The 16,859-nt window shown below is 39.8% G+C and carries 19 protein-coding genes and 2 pseudogenes; 8 read left to right on the top strand and 13 right to left on the bottom strand.

The genetic code is table 11. The features are described 5' to 3' along the window. The first annotated feature begins 542 nt into the window (after positions 1-542). A complete protein-coding gene (locus ISX45_RS05440) occupies positions 543-1,013 on the top strand; it encodes a GNAT family N-acetyltransferase (protein ID WP_194520182.1) in 471 nt (156 codons plus the stop codon). Between the two features lie 137 nt (positions 1,014-1,150). Here ISX45_RS05440 and ISX45_RS05435 read toward each other — a convergent pair whose 3' ends face one another. The 3 genes from ISX45_RS05435 to ISX45_RS05425 are packed head-to-tail and all read right to left on the bottom strand — an operon-like array spanning position 1,151 to position 3,549. Next, positions 1,151-1,312 (bottom strand): FeoB-associated Cys-rich membrane protein, encoded by a 162-nt coding sequence (locus tag ISX45_RS05435; protein WP_181556744.1) that lies wholly within the window; start codon positions 1,310-1,312, stop codon positions 1,151-1,153. Between the two features lie 17 nt (positions 1,313-1,329). Beyond that, positions 1,330-3,324: a ferrous iron transport protein B gene (gene feoB, locus ISX45_RS05430; protein WP_194520181.1), complete on the bottom strand. Its 1,995-nt coding sequence runs from the start codon at positions 3,322-3,324 to the stop codon at positions 1,330-1,332. Between the two features lie 3 nt (positions 3,325-3,327). Continuing rightward, positions 3,328-3,549: a FeoA family protein gene (locus tag ISX45_RS05425; RefSeq protein WP_181556745.1), complete on the bottom strand. Its 222-nt coding sequence runs from the start codon at positions 3,547-3,549 to the stop codon at positions 3,328-3,330. Positions 3,550-3,768: 219 nt separating this feature from the next. Here ISX45_RS05425 and ISX45_RS05420 point away from each other — a divergent pair. Further along, positions 3,769-4,667, top strand: a pseudogene (locus ISX45_RS05420) (bile acid:sodium symporter family protein); the annotation flags it as partial. A 403-nt stretch (positions 4,668-5,070) separates the two neighbouring features. Here ISX45_RS05420 and ISX45_RS05415 read toward each other — a convergent pair. Beyond that, positions 5,071-5,319, bottom strand: a pseudogene (locus ISX45_RS05415) (endonuclease); the annotation flags it as partial. 113 nt (positions 5,320-5,432) lie between these two features. On the opposite strand from ISX45_RS05415, the gene ISX45_RS05410 reads away from it, so the two are divergent. Both ISX45_RS05410 and ISX45_RS05405 read left to right on the top strand, forming a co-directional pair. Continuing rightward, positions 5,433-5,687, top strand: coding sequence for an SDR family oxidoreductase (locus ISX45_RS05410; protein ID WP_228485704.1), 255 nt, complete (start codon positions 5,433-5,435; stop codon positions 5,685-5,687). A gap of 179 nt (positions 5,688-5,866) precedes the next feature. Continuing rightward, on the top strand, positions 5,867-6,082 hold the full coding sequence (locus ISX45_RS05405; RefSeq protein WP_194520179.1) for a hypothetical protein: 216 nt from the start codon (positions 5,867-5,869) through the stop codon (positions 6,080-6,082). 67 nt (positions 6,083-6,149) lie between these two features. On the opposite strand, the gene ISX45_RS05400 is transcribed toward ISX45_RS05405, so the two are convergent. The 3 genes from ISX45_RS05400 to ISX45_RS05390 all read right to left on the bottom strand — a co-directional run bounded on the left by ISX45_RS05400 (position 6,150) and on the right by ISX45_RS05390 (position 9,226). Beyond that, positions 6,150-7,640, bottom strand: a complete 1,491-nt coding sequence (locus tag ISX45_RS05400; RefSeq protein ID WP_181556714.1) for a Na+/H+ antiporter NhaC family protein — start codon at positions 7,638-7,640, stop codon at positions 6,150-6,152. A 118-nt stretch (positions 7,641-7,758) separates the two neighbouring features. Further along, a complete protein-coding gene (locus tag ISX45_RS05395) occupies positions 7,759-8,601 on the bottom strand; it encodes a metallophosphoesterase (RefSeq protein WP_194520178.1) in 843 nt (280 codons plus the stop codon). Between the two features lie 55 nt (positions 8,602-8,656). After that, positions 8,657-9,226 carry a YkoP family protein gene (locus ISX45_RS05390; protein ID WP_194520177.1) on the bottom strand — a complete coding sequence of 190 codons (570 nt, stop codon included), beginning with the start codon at positions 9,224-9,226 and terminating at the stop codon, positions 8,657-8,659. A 308-nt stretch (positions 9,227-9,534) separates the two neighbouring features. On the opposite strand from ISX45_RS05390, the gene ISX45_RS05385 reads away from it, so the two are divergent. Then, positions 9,535-10,212, top strand: a complete 678-nt coding sequence (locus ISX45_RS05385) for an MGDG synthase family glycosyltransferase (RefSeq protein ID WP_194520176.1) — start codon at positions 9,535-9,537, stop codon at positions 10,210-10,212. Positions 10,213-10,397: 185 nt separating this feature from the next. Here ISX45_RS05385 and ISX45_RS05380 read toward each other — a convergent pair whose 3' ends face one another. The 6 genes from ISX45_RS05380 to ISX45_RS05355 form a co-directional block, all read right to left on the bottom strand. Further along, positions 10,398-11,111 (bottom strand): GntR family transcriptional regulator, encoded by a 714-nt coding sequence (locus ISX45_RS05380; RefSeq protein ID WP_194520175.1) that lies wholly within the window; start codon positions 11,109-11,111, stop codon positions 10,398-10,400. A gap of 125 nt (positions 11,112-11,236) precedes the next feature. Then, a complete protein-coding gene (locus ISX45_RS05375; RefSeq protein WP_194520174.1) occupies positions 11,237-12,649 on the bottom strand; it encodes a glycoside hydrolase family 1 protein in 1,413 nt (470 codons plus the stop codon). Between the two features lie 17 nt (positions 12,650-12,666). Beyond that, on the bottom strand, positions 12,667-13,977 hold the full coding sequence (gene celB, locus ISX45_RS05370; protein WP_194520173.1) for a PTS cellobiose transporter subunit IIC: 1,311 nt from the start codon (positions 13,975-13,977) through the stop codon (positions 12,667-12,669). A 15-nt stretch (positions 13,978-13,992) separates the two neighbouring features. Further along, positions 13,993-14,325: a PTS sugar transporter subunit IIA gene (locus tag ISX45_RS05365; protein ID WP_181556721.1), complete on the bottom strand. Its 333-nt coding sequence runs from the start codon at positions 14,323-14,325 to the stop codon at positions 13,993-13,995. Continuing rightward, on the bottom strand, positions 14,326-14,637 hold the full coding sequence (locus ISX45_RS05360; RefSeq protein WP_194520172.1) for a PTS sugar transporter subunit IIB: 312 nt from the start codon (positions 14,635-14,637) through the stop codon (positions 14,326-14,328). It lies immediately after the preceding gene. 252 nt (positions 14,638-14,889) lie between these two features. Beyond that, positions 14,890-15,186: a MerR family transcriptional regulator gene (locus ISX45_RS05355; protein WP_181556723.1), complete on the bottom strand. Its 297-nt coding sequence runs from the start codon at positions 15,184-15,186 to the stop codon at positions 14,890-14,892. Positions 15,187-15,361: 175 nt separating this feature from the next. Between ISX45_RS05355 and ISX45_RS05350 the strand changes: the two genes are divergently transcribed. From ISX45_RS05350 to ISX45_RS05340, 3 genes are all read left to right on the top strand, one after another. Beyond that, on the top strand, positions 15,362-15,538 hold the full coding sequence (locus ISX45_RS05350; RefSeq protein ID WP_181556724.1) for a Fur-regulated basic protein FbpA: 177 nt from the start codon (positions 15,362-15,364) through the stop codon (positions 15,536-15,538). Further along, positions 15,538-15,675 (top strand): hypothetical protein, encoded by a 138-nt coding sequence (locus ISX45_RS05345; RefSeq protein ID WP_181556725.1) that lies wholly within the window; start codon positions 15,538-15,540, stop codon positions 15,673-15,675. The genes ISX45_RS05350 and ISX45_RS05345 overlap by 1 nt, the downstream gene beginning before the upstream one ends. Before the next feature lie 715 nt (positions 15,676-16,390). Further along, on the top strand, positions 16,391-16,774 hold the full coding sequence (locus ISX45_RS05340; protein WP_181556726.1) for an FAS1-like dehydratase domain-containing protein: 384 nt from the start codon (positions 16,391-16,393) through the stop codon (positions 16,772-16,774). Positions 16,775-16,859: the final 85 nt, after the last annotated feature.

The following is a 16,859-nucleotide window of genomic DNA, read 5'->3' as shown; positions in this document are numbered from 1 at the left end:
AAGAGAAACTGAAGAGGCCAATCGTAAATCGCCCAATTAGTAACTCCTTCATTTTTTTGCTTATGAAATGCCATCTTTATCTCACATTGTTCACGCCCAACGCGTTAGTAACGGTCTGTAAATCTTTATCGACTAATCCGTCCGTATAAATGATGCTTAACTATCCCCCTCGTCCTCTTTACCTCTAATCGTTCGAATGATGGTACAGATTTCATGCCGAATCTCTGTTATGTTGTCATGATAGAAATAGATAACGGCTTTTTCTCACGAGACTATTGTTCAACTATGCCTGTAAGCTATATCGCTACGTAAAAAACAAGAGCTCTTCTAAATTAACTATACTATAATGATTAGAAAATGAACGATAACAAACAAAGACGCTCTCATTAAGTCGTTGAAATAAAAAACAAGCAATCACACAGGAACAGTTGAAAACGGTTTACGCAGAAGTTTATAGAAAATTATAAACGAGTAAACATAAGGGAAGACTGTTTCCTTTCTTATGAATGAACGGACAGAATTAAAAGAGAAAGGATGAGAATATGATACGGAGATTTAAACCTGAAGACGCAGAATACATAATTAACTCGCATTACAAAATTTACAATAAAGAATACAATTATGATTTATCTTTTAAAGAATTTATTAAAAAGGGGTTAAACAACTTTATAGAACGTTCTGATACTACAAAAGAAGAAATCTGGATTTTAGAAATTAATGGTGTCCCTAAAGGTTCCATTGGAATTACAATGGTTGATGAAAATGTAGCACAGTTACGTTGGTTTCTTGTGGAGCCGGATTTAAGAGGGTCTGGTTTTGGGAGTAAATTAATACAAAAGGCAATCGATTTTTGCAGAGAGAAAGCGTATAAGACTATACTCCTTTGGACAAATAATGACTTTAAAGCTGCAAGAAACTTATATAAAAAATTCGGATTCAGATTAATGGAAACACGGATACAGACTTTATCTAACCAAATTCTCACAGAAGAGCGATGGGAATTATCGCTTTAGTATAATTCTTCAATTAACGTGTGACTCAAGTTGAATACAAATAAAAGGTAAGCAGACATATTAAACACAACTAATATGTGCTTACCCTTATTCTTTAAAAATTTTAGGTCTTGATAAGGTACCAGAACCTTGTTTTTTTATCCCTTATGACGATGTTCGTAAGTCCCACATGAACCGTGACAACCGTCTGCCATCGAACAACTTGCACACGTTCCTTGGGAGCTTTTTTTCACGTGACGAACAAACATCCAACCAGCATAAGCAAAAATCGCCCCACCGATAACAACATTAGCAATCATCATATTTCCCCTCTTTTCTATGAAAATCCCAGCAACTTTCCACCTTCATAAATCGAAAACGAAACTAAATAAGCGATACATAATGCACAGCTAATCGAAATGAATGTCCACTTTCGTGAATTTGTCTCCTTGCGAATCGTCGCCACCGTAGCCAAGCAAGGAATATAAAGAAGCACAAACGTCATAAAACTAATCGCTGATAATGGTGTAAAGTAATGGACCATCAGTCCTTGCAAAGCGTCCATGTTTTTCGCATGATAAATAATATTCATCGTTGAAACAACGACTTCCTTCGCTAAAAACCCTGTTATCAATGACGCTCCAGCTTGCCACGTTCCAAAGCCGAGCGGAGCAAGAATGGGCGCAAGCACGCCGCCAATGGCAGCGAGAAAACTATCATCCATGCCAACACCGATCCCTTTTGGCCCGATATACGTTAACAGCCAGATGGCCACAGACCCAGCGAAAATAAATGTTCCTGCCTTGCGCACAAATCCTTTTCCTTTATCCCATGTACTGCGCCATAACGTTAATGCTTGCGGCATTCGATATGGCGGCAGCTCGACGACAAAGATAGAGCTTTCATTTTTTAATAACGTCGAAGAAAATAGTTTGGCTAGCAGCAACGCGACGACAATCCCTAACACATAAAGCAAAAACACAACAAGCGCTTCGTGCTTCGTAAAAAACGTACCAACAAACAGCGCATACACCGGAAGCCGTGCTGAACATGACATAAACGGTAGTAACAAAATCGTTAACAACCGCTCTTTTGGTTGTTCGATCGTTCGCGCTGCCATCACCCCGGGAACATTACAACCAAATCCGATAATCATTGGAATAAACGCTTTTCCGTTCAAGCCGATCGCTTCCATAAAACGATCCATGACCATCGCTACACGTGCCATATATCCCGAGTCTTCTAAAAACGAAATAAAAAAGAACAAAATGAAAATTTGCGGGACAAAAACAAGCACACCGCCGACGCCGGATACAATTCCATTTAACACAAGCTCTTTTATAAATGGCGAAGCTCCAACGATCGATAACAGCTTCGATAATCCGTCCGTTAACGGCCCTGAAAAAAACTGATCAAGCAAGTCTGCAAGCGGCGAACCCAGCCAATCAAATGTCAACATAAACATGATATACATGAACAATAAGAAAATAGGAATGCCCAAATATTTATTGGTGACAATTGCGTCAATTCTTTCTGTTATCGTCAATGGTTGTTTTTGAGCAATGATAGTCGTTTTTTCGATAACATCAACGATCCATTTTTCACGCACATCATGAATATATTGAGGCAGTGGACGCCCGATTAATTCTTGAACACGGTTACGAACCTCTAGAAGCGGCCCAATATCAACACTTGCCTGCAAATATTCATGAACCCGTTGATTTCCTTCAAGAAATTGCAAAGCAAGCCAGCGTTTAGAAAGATTGAGCTCGGTCGGTAGCTGTTCGCTTATTCGATGAATAGCCGTTTCTACTTCTATGCCATAATTGAGAAAAAAACGTTGTGCCTCTTGTTTTGAAGTAGACAACACGGCATGAACAAGCCCATCAATCCCTTTTCCCGTTCGCGCAATAATGGGAACAACTGGAACGCCTACATATTGCGATATCTTTTCCACATCCACTTTTACTCCACGACGCTCGGCAACATCAATCATATTTAACGCAATAATAAGCGGCTTGCCAAACTCCAGCAATTGAACAGTCAAATGTAAATTTCGCTTTAACTGGGAAGCATCAACAATATTTAAAATTGCTGAAAAAGACTCCGTCAGCAAAAATTCTGTGGCAACCCCCTCATCCCGAGAAAGTGGATGAAGCGAGTATACACCGGGTAAGTCGACGATATGTATATGTTGATGACGTAAAATCCCTACTTTTTTTTCAACCGTTACTCCGCTCCAGTTCCCGACATATTCATAAGAACCTGTTAAATTGTTAAACAATGACGTTTTCCCGGTATTCGGATTCCCAAATAGAGCAATTTGTGACATCGCTTATTTCACTCCAATACAAGCGGCATCTTTTCGTCGCAAACAAATGCACTGTCCACATACTTCGACCATTAGCGGCCCTCCAAATGGCATAACGCATTTTAGACAAATTTCTTCCCCTTCTTGTAGTCCCATATGTATTAAACGTTGTTTTACCACTTCATTCATCATCCCTAAATTCGTAATCACTGCCTTTTTTCCTTGTTGAAGGTCAGTAAGGAACATTTCTTTATCCCCTTGAGCAATAATGATTATTCTTCTCAATTTATTATAATACGATAAAAACGATTCGCCTAGCAGTGAATTTAGGCACATCCTCTCCATAACAACAAACGTTCACAAAATATTAATTCTTTCTAGGTTTCTTTATAAGAAATATAATTAAAATTTTCTGAATAATAAAATATGATAACATTCATATCACAAAAGAAAAGGAGTGAAAAAATGGGGCGTTTAGTAAGTGTTAGCAACTTTGTTGGTAACACGTTTGCAGTTTGGGTGTTGTTATTTGCCGTTTTATCTTTTCTGTATCCTCAAGGGTTTACATGGCTGGGAACATATATTGTTCCATTGCTGGGAATTGTTATGCTTGGTATGATCAACTAATGGGTGTTGCAGCTCAATTTATCATTATGCCGCTGCTTGCGTTTGCACTAGCAACGTTATTACCGATTTCTCGAGAGGTCGCACTCGGGGGCATTCTTGTTGGCTGTTGTCCAGGCGGTACGGCTTCGAACGTCATGACATACCTAGCCAAAGGCGATACAGCGCTTTCTGTGGCGGTCACTACCGTGTCAACGTTGCTTGCGCCGATTTTGACCCCTTCGCTTATTTTGCTGTTGGCAGGAAAGTGGCTATCCGTTTCCGCTGCATCGCTATTTTGGTCTATCGTCAAAGTTGTCATCGCTCCGATTATACTTGGGCTTCTTGTAAAACTGCTGTTGAAAAAGCAAGTGGAAGCCAGCGTTCAAATTCTTCCGCTCATATCGGTTATTGCGATCGTCGCAATTGTTGCAGCGGTCGTTGGCCTTAATAAAGAAGCGATCGCTAAAAGCGGATTGACCATTTTCTTAATCGTTGTTGTACATAACGGACTTGGGCTTTTGCTTGGGTTTTGGTTTGCCAAACTGTTTCGCCTGTCTGAGCCAAAGCAACGGGCCGTTTCGATTGAAGTGGGGATGCAAAATTCCGGACTTGGTGCTGCATTGGCAACCGCTCACTTTTCACCGCTTGCCGCCGTTCCAAGCACTATTTTCAGCGTTTGGCATAACATCTCTGGACCGATTATCGCCACATATTTTCGCAAAAAAAGCGAAACACAAGAAACGGGCGATCCAAATATCCCTAAAAGGCAAGCTGATTTCTTCGGAATCAGCGGGATTCTTGCGAAAGGCCATTCAGGTATCTGTAGTTCCCCAAAGTTCAGAGTGTACGATCACTTCTCCCACCACAACAATCCGTGGGCTGGCAACTATCACTTACACTACATCATCTACCATAGGTGTTTCATTGCTCCCACCGTTTTAGCGTCTTGTTCATGACGACTTCATAGATTTTATGTTCAACAATAGTTTAGTTGCACAATCTTCTAAGCTATGCTGATTTTTAATTCATCATAGTATGATTTCGTGTGTTGAACCATTAGGCTGTCTTGCCCGAATCCAATTCAGCCGTGGTTAGGCTTTCTCTACTGTTGTCTGTAATCATAGCAAAAGGCTGGCTCCATGTTGTGAACCAGCCTTCTTTTTACGAAAGTGTTAGCGGAAATATCATTCGTTCCGCCAGCTCAGGAACATCAATAAACGGATTGCGGTTCCCTTGAATGAAAAAAATAGCGTAGTTGCGATGTTTTTCATAAATCGTGGCAGGAAATTCTTGATGCCAACGGATCAATAGTGGAATATCAATTTTTTTGCGAAATGATTTTCCGATTTCGTTTGGATAGCGCAGCAAGAAATAAAGCATCGCTCTTGCGGCTGTCCCTTTTCCATACTTATGAGGCGAACGTTCCAGGAACAAAGCATGTGAACGATTGCTGTTTTCCCTGCAACACCTACAGCGATATATATTTTAGTACCATTTACGTTTCAGGTACGTGACATGGAACAATTTTAGAAACGGAATTAGACATGGGACAGTCGCTTAAAAACCATTATGAAAAAACAAAATACGAAGCAGAAATCGCCGTTCGTAAGGTTGCTAAGCAGCGTCCAACGACCATCATTCGTCCCGGAATTGTCGTCGGTCATTCGGAAACAGGAGAAACTGCGAAATTTGGCAGCCTTTACTTTATGTTGAATTTTTTTACCGTTCATCCCGTATCTCGGAAACGGACAGGCGGAAGGAAATTTTATACCTATTGAATTGATTACATTATCAAAATCACTCTTTATTCAGCCCGCTTTGATGGAGCTATCGGAAAAACGTATCATTTAACCGACCCAAAGCCGTATAAGATGAAGGAGGTGTACCGAATGATGATGAAAGGAATACTTAGGAAAGGGACCAAAAGGAATCCCTTCCTCTTTCTATTGCAAAGTGGATGGTGTCCATTCCGTTTCTAAGAAGATGGCTGCATACTGAAAAAGAAGGGCTTGACTATTTTACCTGTGCATCAGTTTATGATTCAAGTGAAGCCCAACGCACATTACAAGCTTCCGGCATTATTTGTCCAGATTTTCGTCACGTCATTCAAACAATGATTCGCTATTACCGCAATCATAAAGATAATGTGGCAAAACAAATTCCGATACAATAAGAATACGTTTTATGAACGAAAAACGGGGCTCGATTCCCCCTTACAGAAAATGAACCCCGTTGGCGTATTATCTCATCACAAATGACATGACACCGAAAAGAACGGCTGCCAGTCCCGCTGCAATAAATGCAGGTATGAGTTTAGTCCGTGAATATTCCATCACCGGCAAATCTAAAATGGTACATAATGTCACCGTATTGTCGCTGAGCGGCGAAGCAAACGCCCCAAACGTTCCGCTCGCAAATACCGCCCCAATAACGAGTAAAATATTTGTCCCTGATTGATGGGCCAGCGTCACCCCTAGCGGCATTAACAATCCCCACGTTCCCCATGACGAGCCAACAAAATACGAAATCACTGCCCCTAGCAAAAACAAAACGGGGGCGACAAAATAATGGGGAATCCATCCTTTCACATGGTCTGTAATATACTCCGAAAAACCTAAATCTTCGGATACGGCTGATACCGCCCAAATAAGGGCTAACATTAAAATGACCGACATTAATTCATTGCCGCCTTTGACAAAATGAGTCAACAAATCGGCAAGCTTAAACTTTTGAAACAGAAAATAAATAACAGTGATAATCATGGTAATCATCAGCGACTCTAACATAACACCAAGCGCATCGCTACGAAGAAACGCATCAAAAAAGTTTTTTGCTCCTCGATGTCCATCCCACCAACTGAGAAATAACGTTAACACTAGCACAATCGAAAGCGGAATGATTAAGTTCCATGGTCTTACCGGCGTATCTTTTTCAAACGCTCGCGGACACGATTCCAACCCTTCTTCTCCTTGTTCTTCGTTCGGATTGGTTGACTCCTCACTGGCAAATTCGACGGCTTCCTGCTGATTCCATCTTCGGATTCCAGCAGCTGCCCTTGCTCTCTCCTTGCTTGCTTTCGCTTTTTTCGAATATTTAAAAAAGCTGTAATACAGCCCTACAATAATGATTGTAAACGAAAAAAAGTTAAATGGAATGCTTTTGACATAAACCGTATACGCCTTCGCGTCAATCCCCGCTGTTTTTAGTGCCTTATCAATGACCGATACCATATAGCCGACAAAAGCCGTCGCTAACGGAATAAGGGCGACAACCGGATTCGATGTCACTTCAATCGTAAATCCAATTTGCTGGGAAGACAAATGCAGACGTTTTTTTAACGCCTTCATAATAGGAGCGATAGTCACAATACGAAAATCAGGATCACTAAAGGTTACCATCGTGGAAATCCACGTTAATAGCAGCGCGCTTCTCGCCGTTTTTACTTTTTTGCCGACGAGATGAACAAACCCTTTAATACCCCCTGTATATTTAATCATACTAATAAGTCCAGCAAATACATAAAGAAAGATGATAATGCGAATATTATTCGTTTGCATGACATTATCAACTGTATACGATAACATTGTTTTAATACCACCTAGCAAGCTAGGCTCGATTAAATAACTGCCAAGTAACAAAGCGACAAACAACCCCGGAATCACTTGCTTCGTCCATATCGATAATGGAATAACAATTAAAAAGGGGAGTAGTGCTTTCCAAGAAGGTTCCATCCTGCCACACTCCTTTTCTTCATACATCTACCCCTTAATATGCATAAGAACTGTATCATCTATTCCCCTTTGTCCTTAGAAAAAAAGAAGGCTGTCTTTTTCAGACAACCTTCCCTCCTTAGCTGACGTGTTGTTTTGCTTGTTTTAGCGGCATTAGCGACAGTGTATGAATAGTAATTTCCGGCTTGGTACCAACGCGAATGTTCACTCCTGTTTGCCCTAGCCCTTCGCTAATATAAAACGGTTTCCCATCGATTTCATGATATCCTTTAATCATATTCATCCGTACTAGTTTCCCCATCTTAACAAGATGGTATGGCTTCGGCCAATGAATTTGTCCCCCATGAAAATGGCCGGATAACAAGTAATCAAAATGATAGTCATGCATATGAAGAACGATATTCGGGTCATGCGTTAACACGAGGTTCAACCCATCTTTTACGTTCGCATACGCTTTTTGTAAATCGCTTCGTTTCGTACTAAAATCGTCAATCCCGATGATATTGACCGTTTTTCCGTCCACAAAAATCGTTCTCGTCTCATTTTGTAATAGAATGCAGCCATGTTGCTCTAATGTTTTCTTTAATGTTTGAAAATGCTGTCCCCGCAGCACATAATCATGATTGCCGAATACCGCATATATGCCGTAAGCCGGATTTAGTTGTTGAAACACGTTCAAGTACGGAACTAACTTTGGAATGCTTTTCTTCCGATCAAGAAAATCTCCCGTTAAAGCGATAAGATCAATGTGTTCGTCCTTTAACTTATTATATAAATAGTCAGGAGAAATCGATAAATTTTCTAAATGAAGGTCTGACAAGTGTAAAATACGAATGACATCTTGATCGTTTTGACGTACATTCACAGTCACTCTATTTAAAACCGCTTCGTACGTATTGCGGTTTGCTCTATACACAAAATATACAAGAATGCTAGAAACTAGAGTAAAAAATAATACCATTGTTCTCCCTCCCTTTTACCATTATAGTAAACAGGAAGAGAGAAAACATTGGGAATTACTGGGTAGGTTGGCAACCGTACAACCGCAACAATTGTTGTTTCGACATAAATAAATATTTCGGTGGCCTCCGCATACTATCGAAACGAAATTGAGAAATCCAATATATCGGAAGAAACGCCGTTTGTTTGAACCATTGATAGAGCGGATTCACAATAGAAAACGTCTCGAACCCCAGACGCTCGCAACCTTTATTTAATGCTGTAATTCCAACAATGCCTTTAATTTGAGCGAATTGTTCATGATTCCGAAGATATGTCGCCAGATGAGGCAAGCCATTTTTTACTTGTTTGTAAATGTAGCGTCCCTTTTTAATTTCACTTTCGAAACGAATAAGCTCGCGAATTAAACAAACATTATGCAAATGAATCTTTAAAAGAAGATCGTTTTTTTGAAATTTCGTACCATCCGATAAAATAACGTCCCTTCCTTTATATTTCGTTACACGAACGCGAAAAATATGCCGATTTTGATCCGGGTCTTCAATATATTCTAACCTTGAGCAAGCATAGTAAATCGGGTCGAATATCCCCCAAACAGCAACAAAACATTGCCTCACCTTTATCATAACATGTTCTCCTTTTTTCTTCCTCGTTATTCGTTTACATTATGAAACAAAAAAGGGCAATTTATGATTGGTAAAATGGAGCATAAAAAACACGCTTACCGCTACGCTATTACAGGGCATCATCAAACGGGCGACGCGTTAAAAAGAAGGGCTGCTGGCGCTTGATTCACGCCTTCAATACTAATCTTATCATCGTGGTTAGGAAAAGGAGAAACGATCATTTCCATGTTTTATCTACAGTGGATTCATCGCTTTCCGAAGACATACAGCGTATTATATGTCGTTCGTGGAAAAATCCTTTTCACAGTATGAGATGCTTTTTTCTTCGTCATATCAAAAGCATCGTTCATCATCCAAAGCCAAATGCCATTATTTGTACTCACTCTTCTCCCCTCTTACTTAGTAAACCAGTTAAAAATGAACAGAACATTACCGTTCCCGTTGTCAATGTATACACTGACTATTTTATTCATCACCTTTTGAGAACGGAAGCAATCGACTATCATTTCATCGGCTATCTATATATAAAAACACAACTGCAGGAAAAAGGGCTCCAACCGAACGAATTTTTATCACCAGCATCCCGATTCATCCGTCCATTGTCAAAGGTGCTCCCAAAAACCGTCCGCATCACCTCGTTACCATGGATTAATTGCCAGCAGCAGCCTTGGAATCGGCACATTTCAGCACATAATAAAAAAATTTCCTCTGACGCCCCGATTGACTACTATATGCTGTGTGGAAAAAACAGGCGATCATACGAGCAATTAAAAGTCCTTCACCACCCGCGCATCATTCCGATTTTTTATATTTCGTCATGGGAGGAAATGAACCAGTTATATAATGAAGTTGATTTTACGAACTGTGTTCCCATTAGAGAAGGTTTATTTAAAAGATTGCCGATCTTTATTTATCATACCCACCTCGGTCAAGAAGATGAAACTTGCCTCTGCTTAATCAACTGCAAATCATTTTTGATTCCGTAAATGGGTGTATATAGAAAACATTTCCTTGGCACTCATAGATATTCTCCATTCATCAATATTGGCTCACGACTTTAACAAAGCAGAGGAATACCATAGCCATCTTGTTCCGCTAGAACAAGCAAAATTAATTTATGAGTGGCTATTATGAAAAAAGGGCTGTCCAACCGAAAGGACAAGCCCGCGTTTTATCGGCGAATATTGACCGTTGTGAACACAAATTTATCATAACGGTGCCTTGAAAACGAATATTCAAAGGGCATCCCATTATTTAAAAAACCGACTTGCTCTACTTCCAAAACCGGATCATCCAGTGCGCATTGCAAATATATTTGATCCAGTTCATTCGGTTTCGCTGCACGAATTTTCCGATGTGATCCAGCAATGGTCAGCCCTAGCTGATGCGTAATGTAATTGTAAATGGACGAATGAAGCACATCTTCGTTGAGGCCTGTAATTAAGTTCGTCGGCATATATGTTCGTTCAATAACATAGGGCTTACCATCGACATTACGAAGGCGAATCAAATGATACACAGGCGTATTCATATCAATCGATAAATGAACCGCCACTTCCTCTGGCGGAAATAACACCTCAAATGTAATGATTTTGCTTGTAATCTTTCTTCCTTTTAAAAGATTCGTTAATCCAAGTGTTTCATTGCTGACGACGTTCACTTGACCGTTCAAAATTGCTGATTTTACAATAAACGTTCCATGTCCGCGCTTGCGATACAGCAATCCTTCCGATACAAGCACATCGAGCGCACGCTTCATCGTCATTCGGCTGCAACCGAATTCTTGAGATAACGATAACTCATCCGGAATCGGCTCATCCGGAGAGTAAATCCCCTTCCTAATTCGATTACGAATTTCATTGGAAATTTGTTCATACTTCGACATATTGGTCATCCTCTACATCACAGTTTTCACAATCCTATTTTTATTTTAATTTTTCCTTGTCACAATCACAAACCCTTTGCAAAAAAGAGGTTATCCCTAAGATGAAGGGATAACCTTATCATCATTTAAAACCCATTGTTCTCCGAAAGCTCTTTAAACCAGTATCCGCTCTTTTTAATTGTTCGTTTTCCATTTTGCTCAAGGTCAACGGCGACAAGCCCATAACGATTTTTATACGCATTCGTCCAAGACCAGTTATCCATAAATGTCCATAGATGATACCCTTTCACATTCACGCCTTCTTCAATCGCTTTATGCACCCATTTTAAATGTTCGCGAATAAATTCAATTCGGTAATCGTCTTGGATCACCCCGTTCTCATCGCGGAACCGCTCTTCCCCTTCAACTCCCATGCCGTTTTCGGAGATAAAACATTCAATATTATTGTAGTTTTCCTTTATATTGATGAGAATATCATAAATTCCTTTTTCGTAAATTTCCCAGCCGCGATACGGATTCATTTTCCGTCCCGGCATCACGTAATAATCGAAAAATCTCTCCGGCATAAATGGTGCTTCTGGATTCGGAAGATGTTCCTTCGCTTTTACCCGTCTGGGTTGATAATAATTAATTCCGAGAAGATCAATCGTATTTTGTTTGATTAATTCCTTATCTTCTTCTTCCGTTACCGGCAAATGCCCATGTTCGCGTAAAAGTTCGACTAAATCTTGCGGATATTCCCCTGTTACTGCCGGATCTAAAAAGCTCCGATTGAAAAATAGATCAGCAATATGCGCAGCTCTCACATCAGCAGGATGAGCGCTTCTTGGATAAGAAGGAGTTAAGTTTAAAATAATGCCAATTTTTCCATCTTGGATATTCATCTGTTTAAACGTTTGAACCGCCTTGGCGTGAGCAATGATCGTATGATACGCCACTTGAACGGCTCTTTGAAAATCAACGACATTTGGATAATGAAAATCGTACAAGTACCCGCCTTCCACAGGAACAATCGGCTCATTATGCGTAAACCATTTTTTTACCCGATCACCAAACAACTCAAAACATATTTTTGCATACCGCACATACGCATCGACGACGTTACGGTTTTCCCATCCGCCAATTTTTTGCATCGCCAGCGGCATATCAAAATGGAATAAGTTCACAAACGGTTCGATATCATGGATAAGCAATTCAGTAATAACATCATGATAAAATTTGACCGCTTCCTGATTCACTTCTCCGACTCCATCTGGAATGAGCCGCGACCATGAAATGGAAAACCGAAACGAATTATGTCCTACTTCTTTCATTAGAGCAATGTCTTCTTTATAACGATGATAAAAATCCGAAGTCACTTCAGGACCGACACCGTTAAAAAAACGGTTCGGTTCTTTTTCATACCAATAGTCCCAAATGTTCGGCCCTTTGCCACCTTCTTTCGCCGCTCCTTCAATTTGTGTCGCAGAAGTTGCACTTCCCCACCAAAATCCTTTTGGAAAACGGAAAGAGATTTCCTGATTCGTCCGTTGCTTCATCTTCATCCCACCTTCGTTTAAGATGCCTGTTTCGCTGACTCTTCTTGTTCTTTTTGCACATTCATCCGGTCAATAAATTTTAAGAACGGGAACCAAATGATCAATACAATTGCAAAGTTCACAATTTGTAAGAGTCCTCCTGCTAACGAGTTGGTCGCCATAATACCATTGATAAAGATCGGTACCGTCCACGGAACCGTCACTCCTGTTGGCGGCGGTACAAGACCGGAAGACATCGCCAAATACGTCACAAAGGTAACGACCATTGGTGCAAAAATCCAAGGAACAAGAATGAGCGGATTCATCACGACAGGTAAACCGAAAATAATCGGCTCATTGACGTTAAAAATTCCCGGTCCAAGTCCTAGTTTTGCCACTTGTTTCATTTGCTTACTTCTCATAAAAAATAGAATCGCAGCAATAACAGCAAGGGTCATCCCTGTCCCGCCCATGCCAACTGTATAAATTTCAATAAATTGTTTGCTAATCACATGAGGAACTTTTCCCGTTTCCGTATACGCGTTCAAATTTTCAAGAGAAAGTGTATTCCAAATCGGGTCCATAACAGAGTTGATAATAATTTGACCATGCAAACCAAAAAACCATAAAATTTGTGTAACAAAAATCGCAATGAGCGTTGGAATAATACCGCTTCCCAGTCCAACTAACGGCGCTTGAACAAGCTTATAAATGACGTCATGCATATTTGTATGGAACGCTTGCGTAATCACAATATTTACAACAAGAAAAAATGTCAGTGTCACAACGGCAGGAATGAGAGCGGAGAACGATTTCGCAATCGCTGGCGGCACCCCTGCCGGCATTTTAATCGTAATGTTTTTTTGCACAATTGCCCGATAAATTTCTCCGGCAATAAACGCTGTAATCATCCCTAAAAACATTCCTTTTGCCCCTAATCGGTCAAGCGGAATCACATTTTGTACCGCTTCTTTCCCTTCCACATTGAGGATAAATGGTGTTAAAATAAAGAACGAAGCCAAGGCAATGGCGCCGCCAAATATCCCTTCCACATCATAACTTTTTGACAAGTAATAACCGATCCCAAACACAACAAAGATGGTCATAACTCCCATTGTTGATTGCGGAGCGACGTTTAAAATCGTTCGTAATGTATTTAAGCTGCCTTCGCTCATTACTTTGTCAAGAAACGGCAAGTTTGCAACAACAACCGCAATTGAGCCGAAAATCGTAAGCGGAAACGCTAACATAAACGCATCACGTAATACTTGCAAATAGCGGTTATTATTTAATTTTCCAGCAATCGGCAACAGTATTTTGCTCATTTTCTCAAATAACGATTGATTCATACGACCCGCCCCTTTTTAAAGGTTTCTTTCTTTCAATAACTCAATCAGCTCTTTCACTAATTCTTTCATTGATAACGTCGACATTAAGTGGTCCTCGGCATGCATTAATAATAACGAAAATTCCGTCTTTTCCCTGTTCGCTTCTTTTTGAACCAATTGAAAATGAATATGATGGGCGACACTCAAATCCGCTTCCGCTTCTTTCAATAGTTGCTCTGCTTCTTCTCTTTTTCCACCGCGGTATTCACGAAGCGATTGAATTACTTTGCTACGGGCATTTCCACTATGAAGAATCAATTGAAACGCAATTTGTTCATTTGTTAAATTTTCTAGCTGTAACTTTTCCATCTATTCTTCCCCCATTAATGTTAACGCTTGTTCATACGCTTTTTTTCCATCTGCCATGCCATATGCCATCATATCAATCACATCAACAGGAATCCCATATTTTTCTGCTTCTTTTTGGAGCTCACCTTTCAAAAAGCTCATCTGCGGGCCAATTAATACCACATCCGCTCTTTCCATTTCCTTTTTCGCCTGATCTTGTCCTACCGCCCAAATTTCCACTTCATCCCCGATTGATTTTGCATACTCCTGCATTTTGGTAACTAGTAAACTAGTAGACATTCCTGAACTGCAAGCAAGAAGAATTCGTTTCATCTTCATTCAACCCCTTTAACATGCATTTTATGATACCGCTTACAAAATAAATTATTATACATATTTTAAAAAATGTCTAGTCATTTATGTAAAAATATCTAATTTTTCATTCTATTTATCTATATTTTTACAAACATATCTTTACATGTCTCCTCGATAATTACTGATTGAAAATCCTAGGCATTATCAAAGCGCACATCCCATCATTCATAAAATAAAAAATCCCCACCTAATATAAGGGATGGGGAGCACCTATGCCCGAAACCGAAAATGGGCATTCATCTGCCCTTGTAACATCTTTTGGCGAATTTCCTTTGTCATTTCGTTGCGAATCTCTCGCGTTGTTACTCCTTCTTCTCGCTTATTCGCAATATCCATTAACTGCTCGACATCCGCAAACGAGTATTTGCGAATCCCTTTTGAACGATCAGGAAAAATTAGTTTCCGTTCCTCATAATATCGGATTTGCCGTTGTGATAGCCCCGTTAATTCACTCACAATGCCAATGGAAATGACTTTCTTAAATTTGTATGAATCATCATAAGCCATATGCTTCACCTCTTTGTTATTTTTTCTAACATAATTATACGGAATTTTTTAAAATTCCGTTACCGTTTTGTCAAAAAAATTAACAAGTTTTATATTTTTGTGTAAGAAGATATAACAAAACAGATGCCATACCAAACAAAGCATCGTATACTTAAAAATAAAAAGGAGTGAAAAAATGGGGAAACTCATTCGAACCGCGATTATCAAACAGAAACAATTTTATATTTATAAGCTCCTGAAAACAGGCCTGTTTCCAGATGCCAATGCACTTCGACAGTGGACGGTTAGCGAATTGCGCCGCGAATATGAGCGATATGGATTACAACAAAAAAAGAAACGGGGGAATAATTGATGGATCCAAAAGCTCTTGAACTGGCAAAGCGAATTGTTGAACTCGACTTACAGCGCGATGCTGTTTTTGAGCAACTGATTTGTTTAATCGGCGACCGTGCTTATGAAGTATTGAGAACGATACAAAATCATGTATAGTGTGAAAGGGCAGTTTTACGCTGTCCTCTTTTGTGCTCTCACTTTCCTGTATTCTCTCAGGGAATTAAGCTCTTGTCGACGTAAGATCGACACAAAAGCTGATTATAAGAATTGTTCCATTTTTATCCATAAAAAACAAGCTCTTCTACTCAATAAAACATAATTACACAATATCTTAACAGGACAATAAAGCCGCCGGATGACAAAAATCGCTAAGTTCCCTTTACCGACTGCATTTGATCATTTTTGATGATCTGCTTACAACATTCGATTCGCTCTTCCAGCGCTAATATAATCGATAGTCTCGTGTACTCTTTTTATGTTTGCGTTCGATTTGTTGCAGTTCCCCACCTGACCAAAAGCACACGCTGAATCATTTCCACAGTTAACTCACCGGATCTGACTGGGATCCAGTCCCATTGAAACAAATTTTCACATTCAATCACAACACCATCGTATGGCTGTCGTGTTCTTTGATCCACGTTTTAAACGAAGGAACTGTCATTTTCCGAACAAGTGCTTTTTTCACTTTGGGCCCAAATAGGTTCGCTCGTAGTCCCCCCTACACCCCTTTCTATTTATATAACAGCTCTTATTTTTATGAGAGGACGTTGTCGAACAATCCAAGATTCTAATGGTTACAGTTTTTGTTGTAAAATAGGATTGTATAAATATATTGAATATTCAAATATTTTTGGTTAGGAGGGAAAACATTATGGATCTCAAAGTGGGCGATGTCTTTACATGGAAACGAACATTTATCGATAAAGAAACGTTGCAATTCGCCGGACTCTCAGGTGACATGGGAAGACATCATATAGAACGTGATGAAAAAGGGCGGCTTATGGTTCACGGATTGTTTACCGCCAGCATCGGCACAAAAATCGGTGGGGATTTGAACTACATTGCAAAAGAAATGAACTTCCAATTTCTTCGACCTGTATTTACGGGGGACACCATTACATGCGAATTAACAATTACCGAAGTCGAAGAGAAAGAAAGATACAAACAAGTCGCTGTAAAATCGGTATATCGAAACCAAGACGGAAAAGAAGTGCTAGTTGGAACAAGTAAAGGAATCATTAAAAACGAAATGTAGCTCCTTCAAATGTTTCCAACAATAAAGGTCTGTTCCCCTTGTCATTTCACCGTAAAGGAGCAGACCTTCTTAATTATTATTTATT

This window comes from Thermaerobacillus caldiproteolyticus, assembly GCF_015326725.1.
Classification (GTDB): Bacteria; Bacillota; Bacilli; order Bacillales; family Anoxybacillaceae; genus Thermaerobacillus; species Thermaerobacillus caldiproteolyticus.
This window is presented reverse-complemented; position numbering and strand designations above follow the sequence as displayed.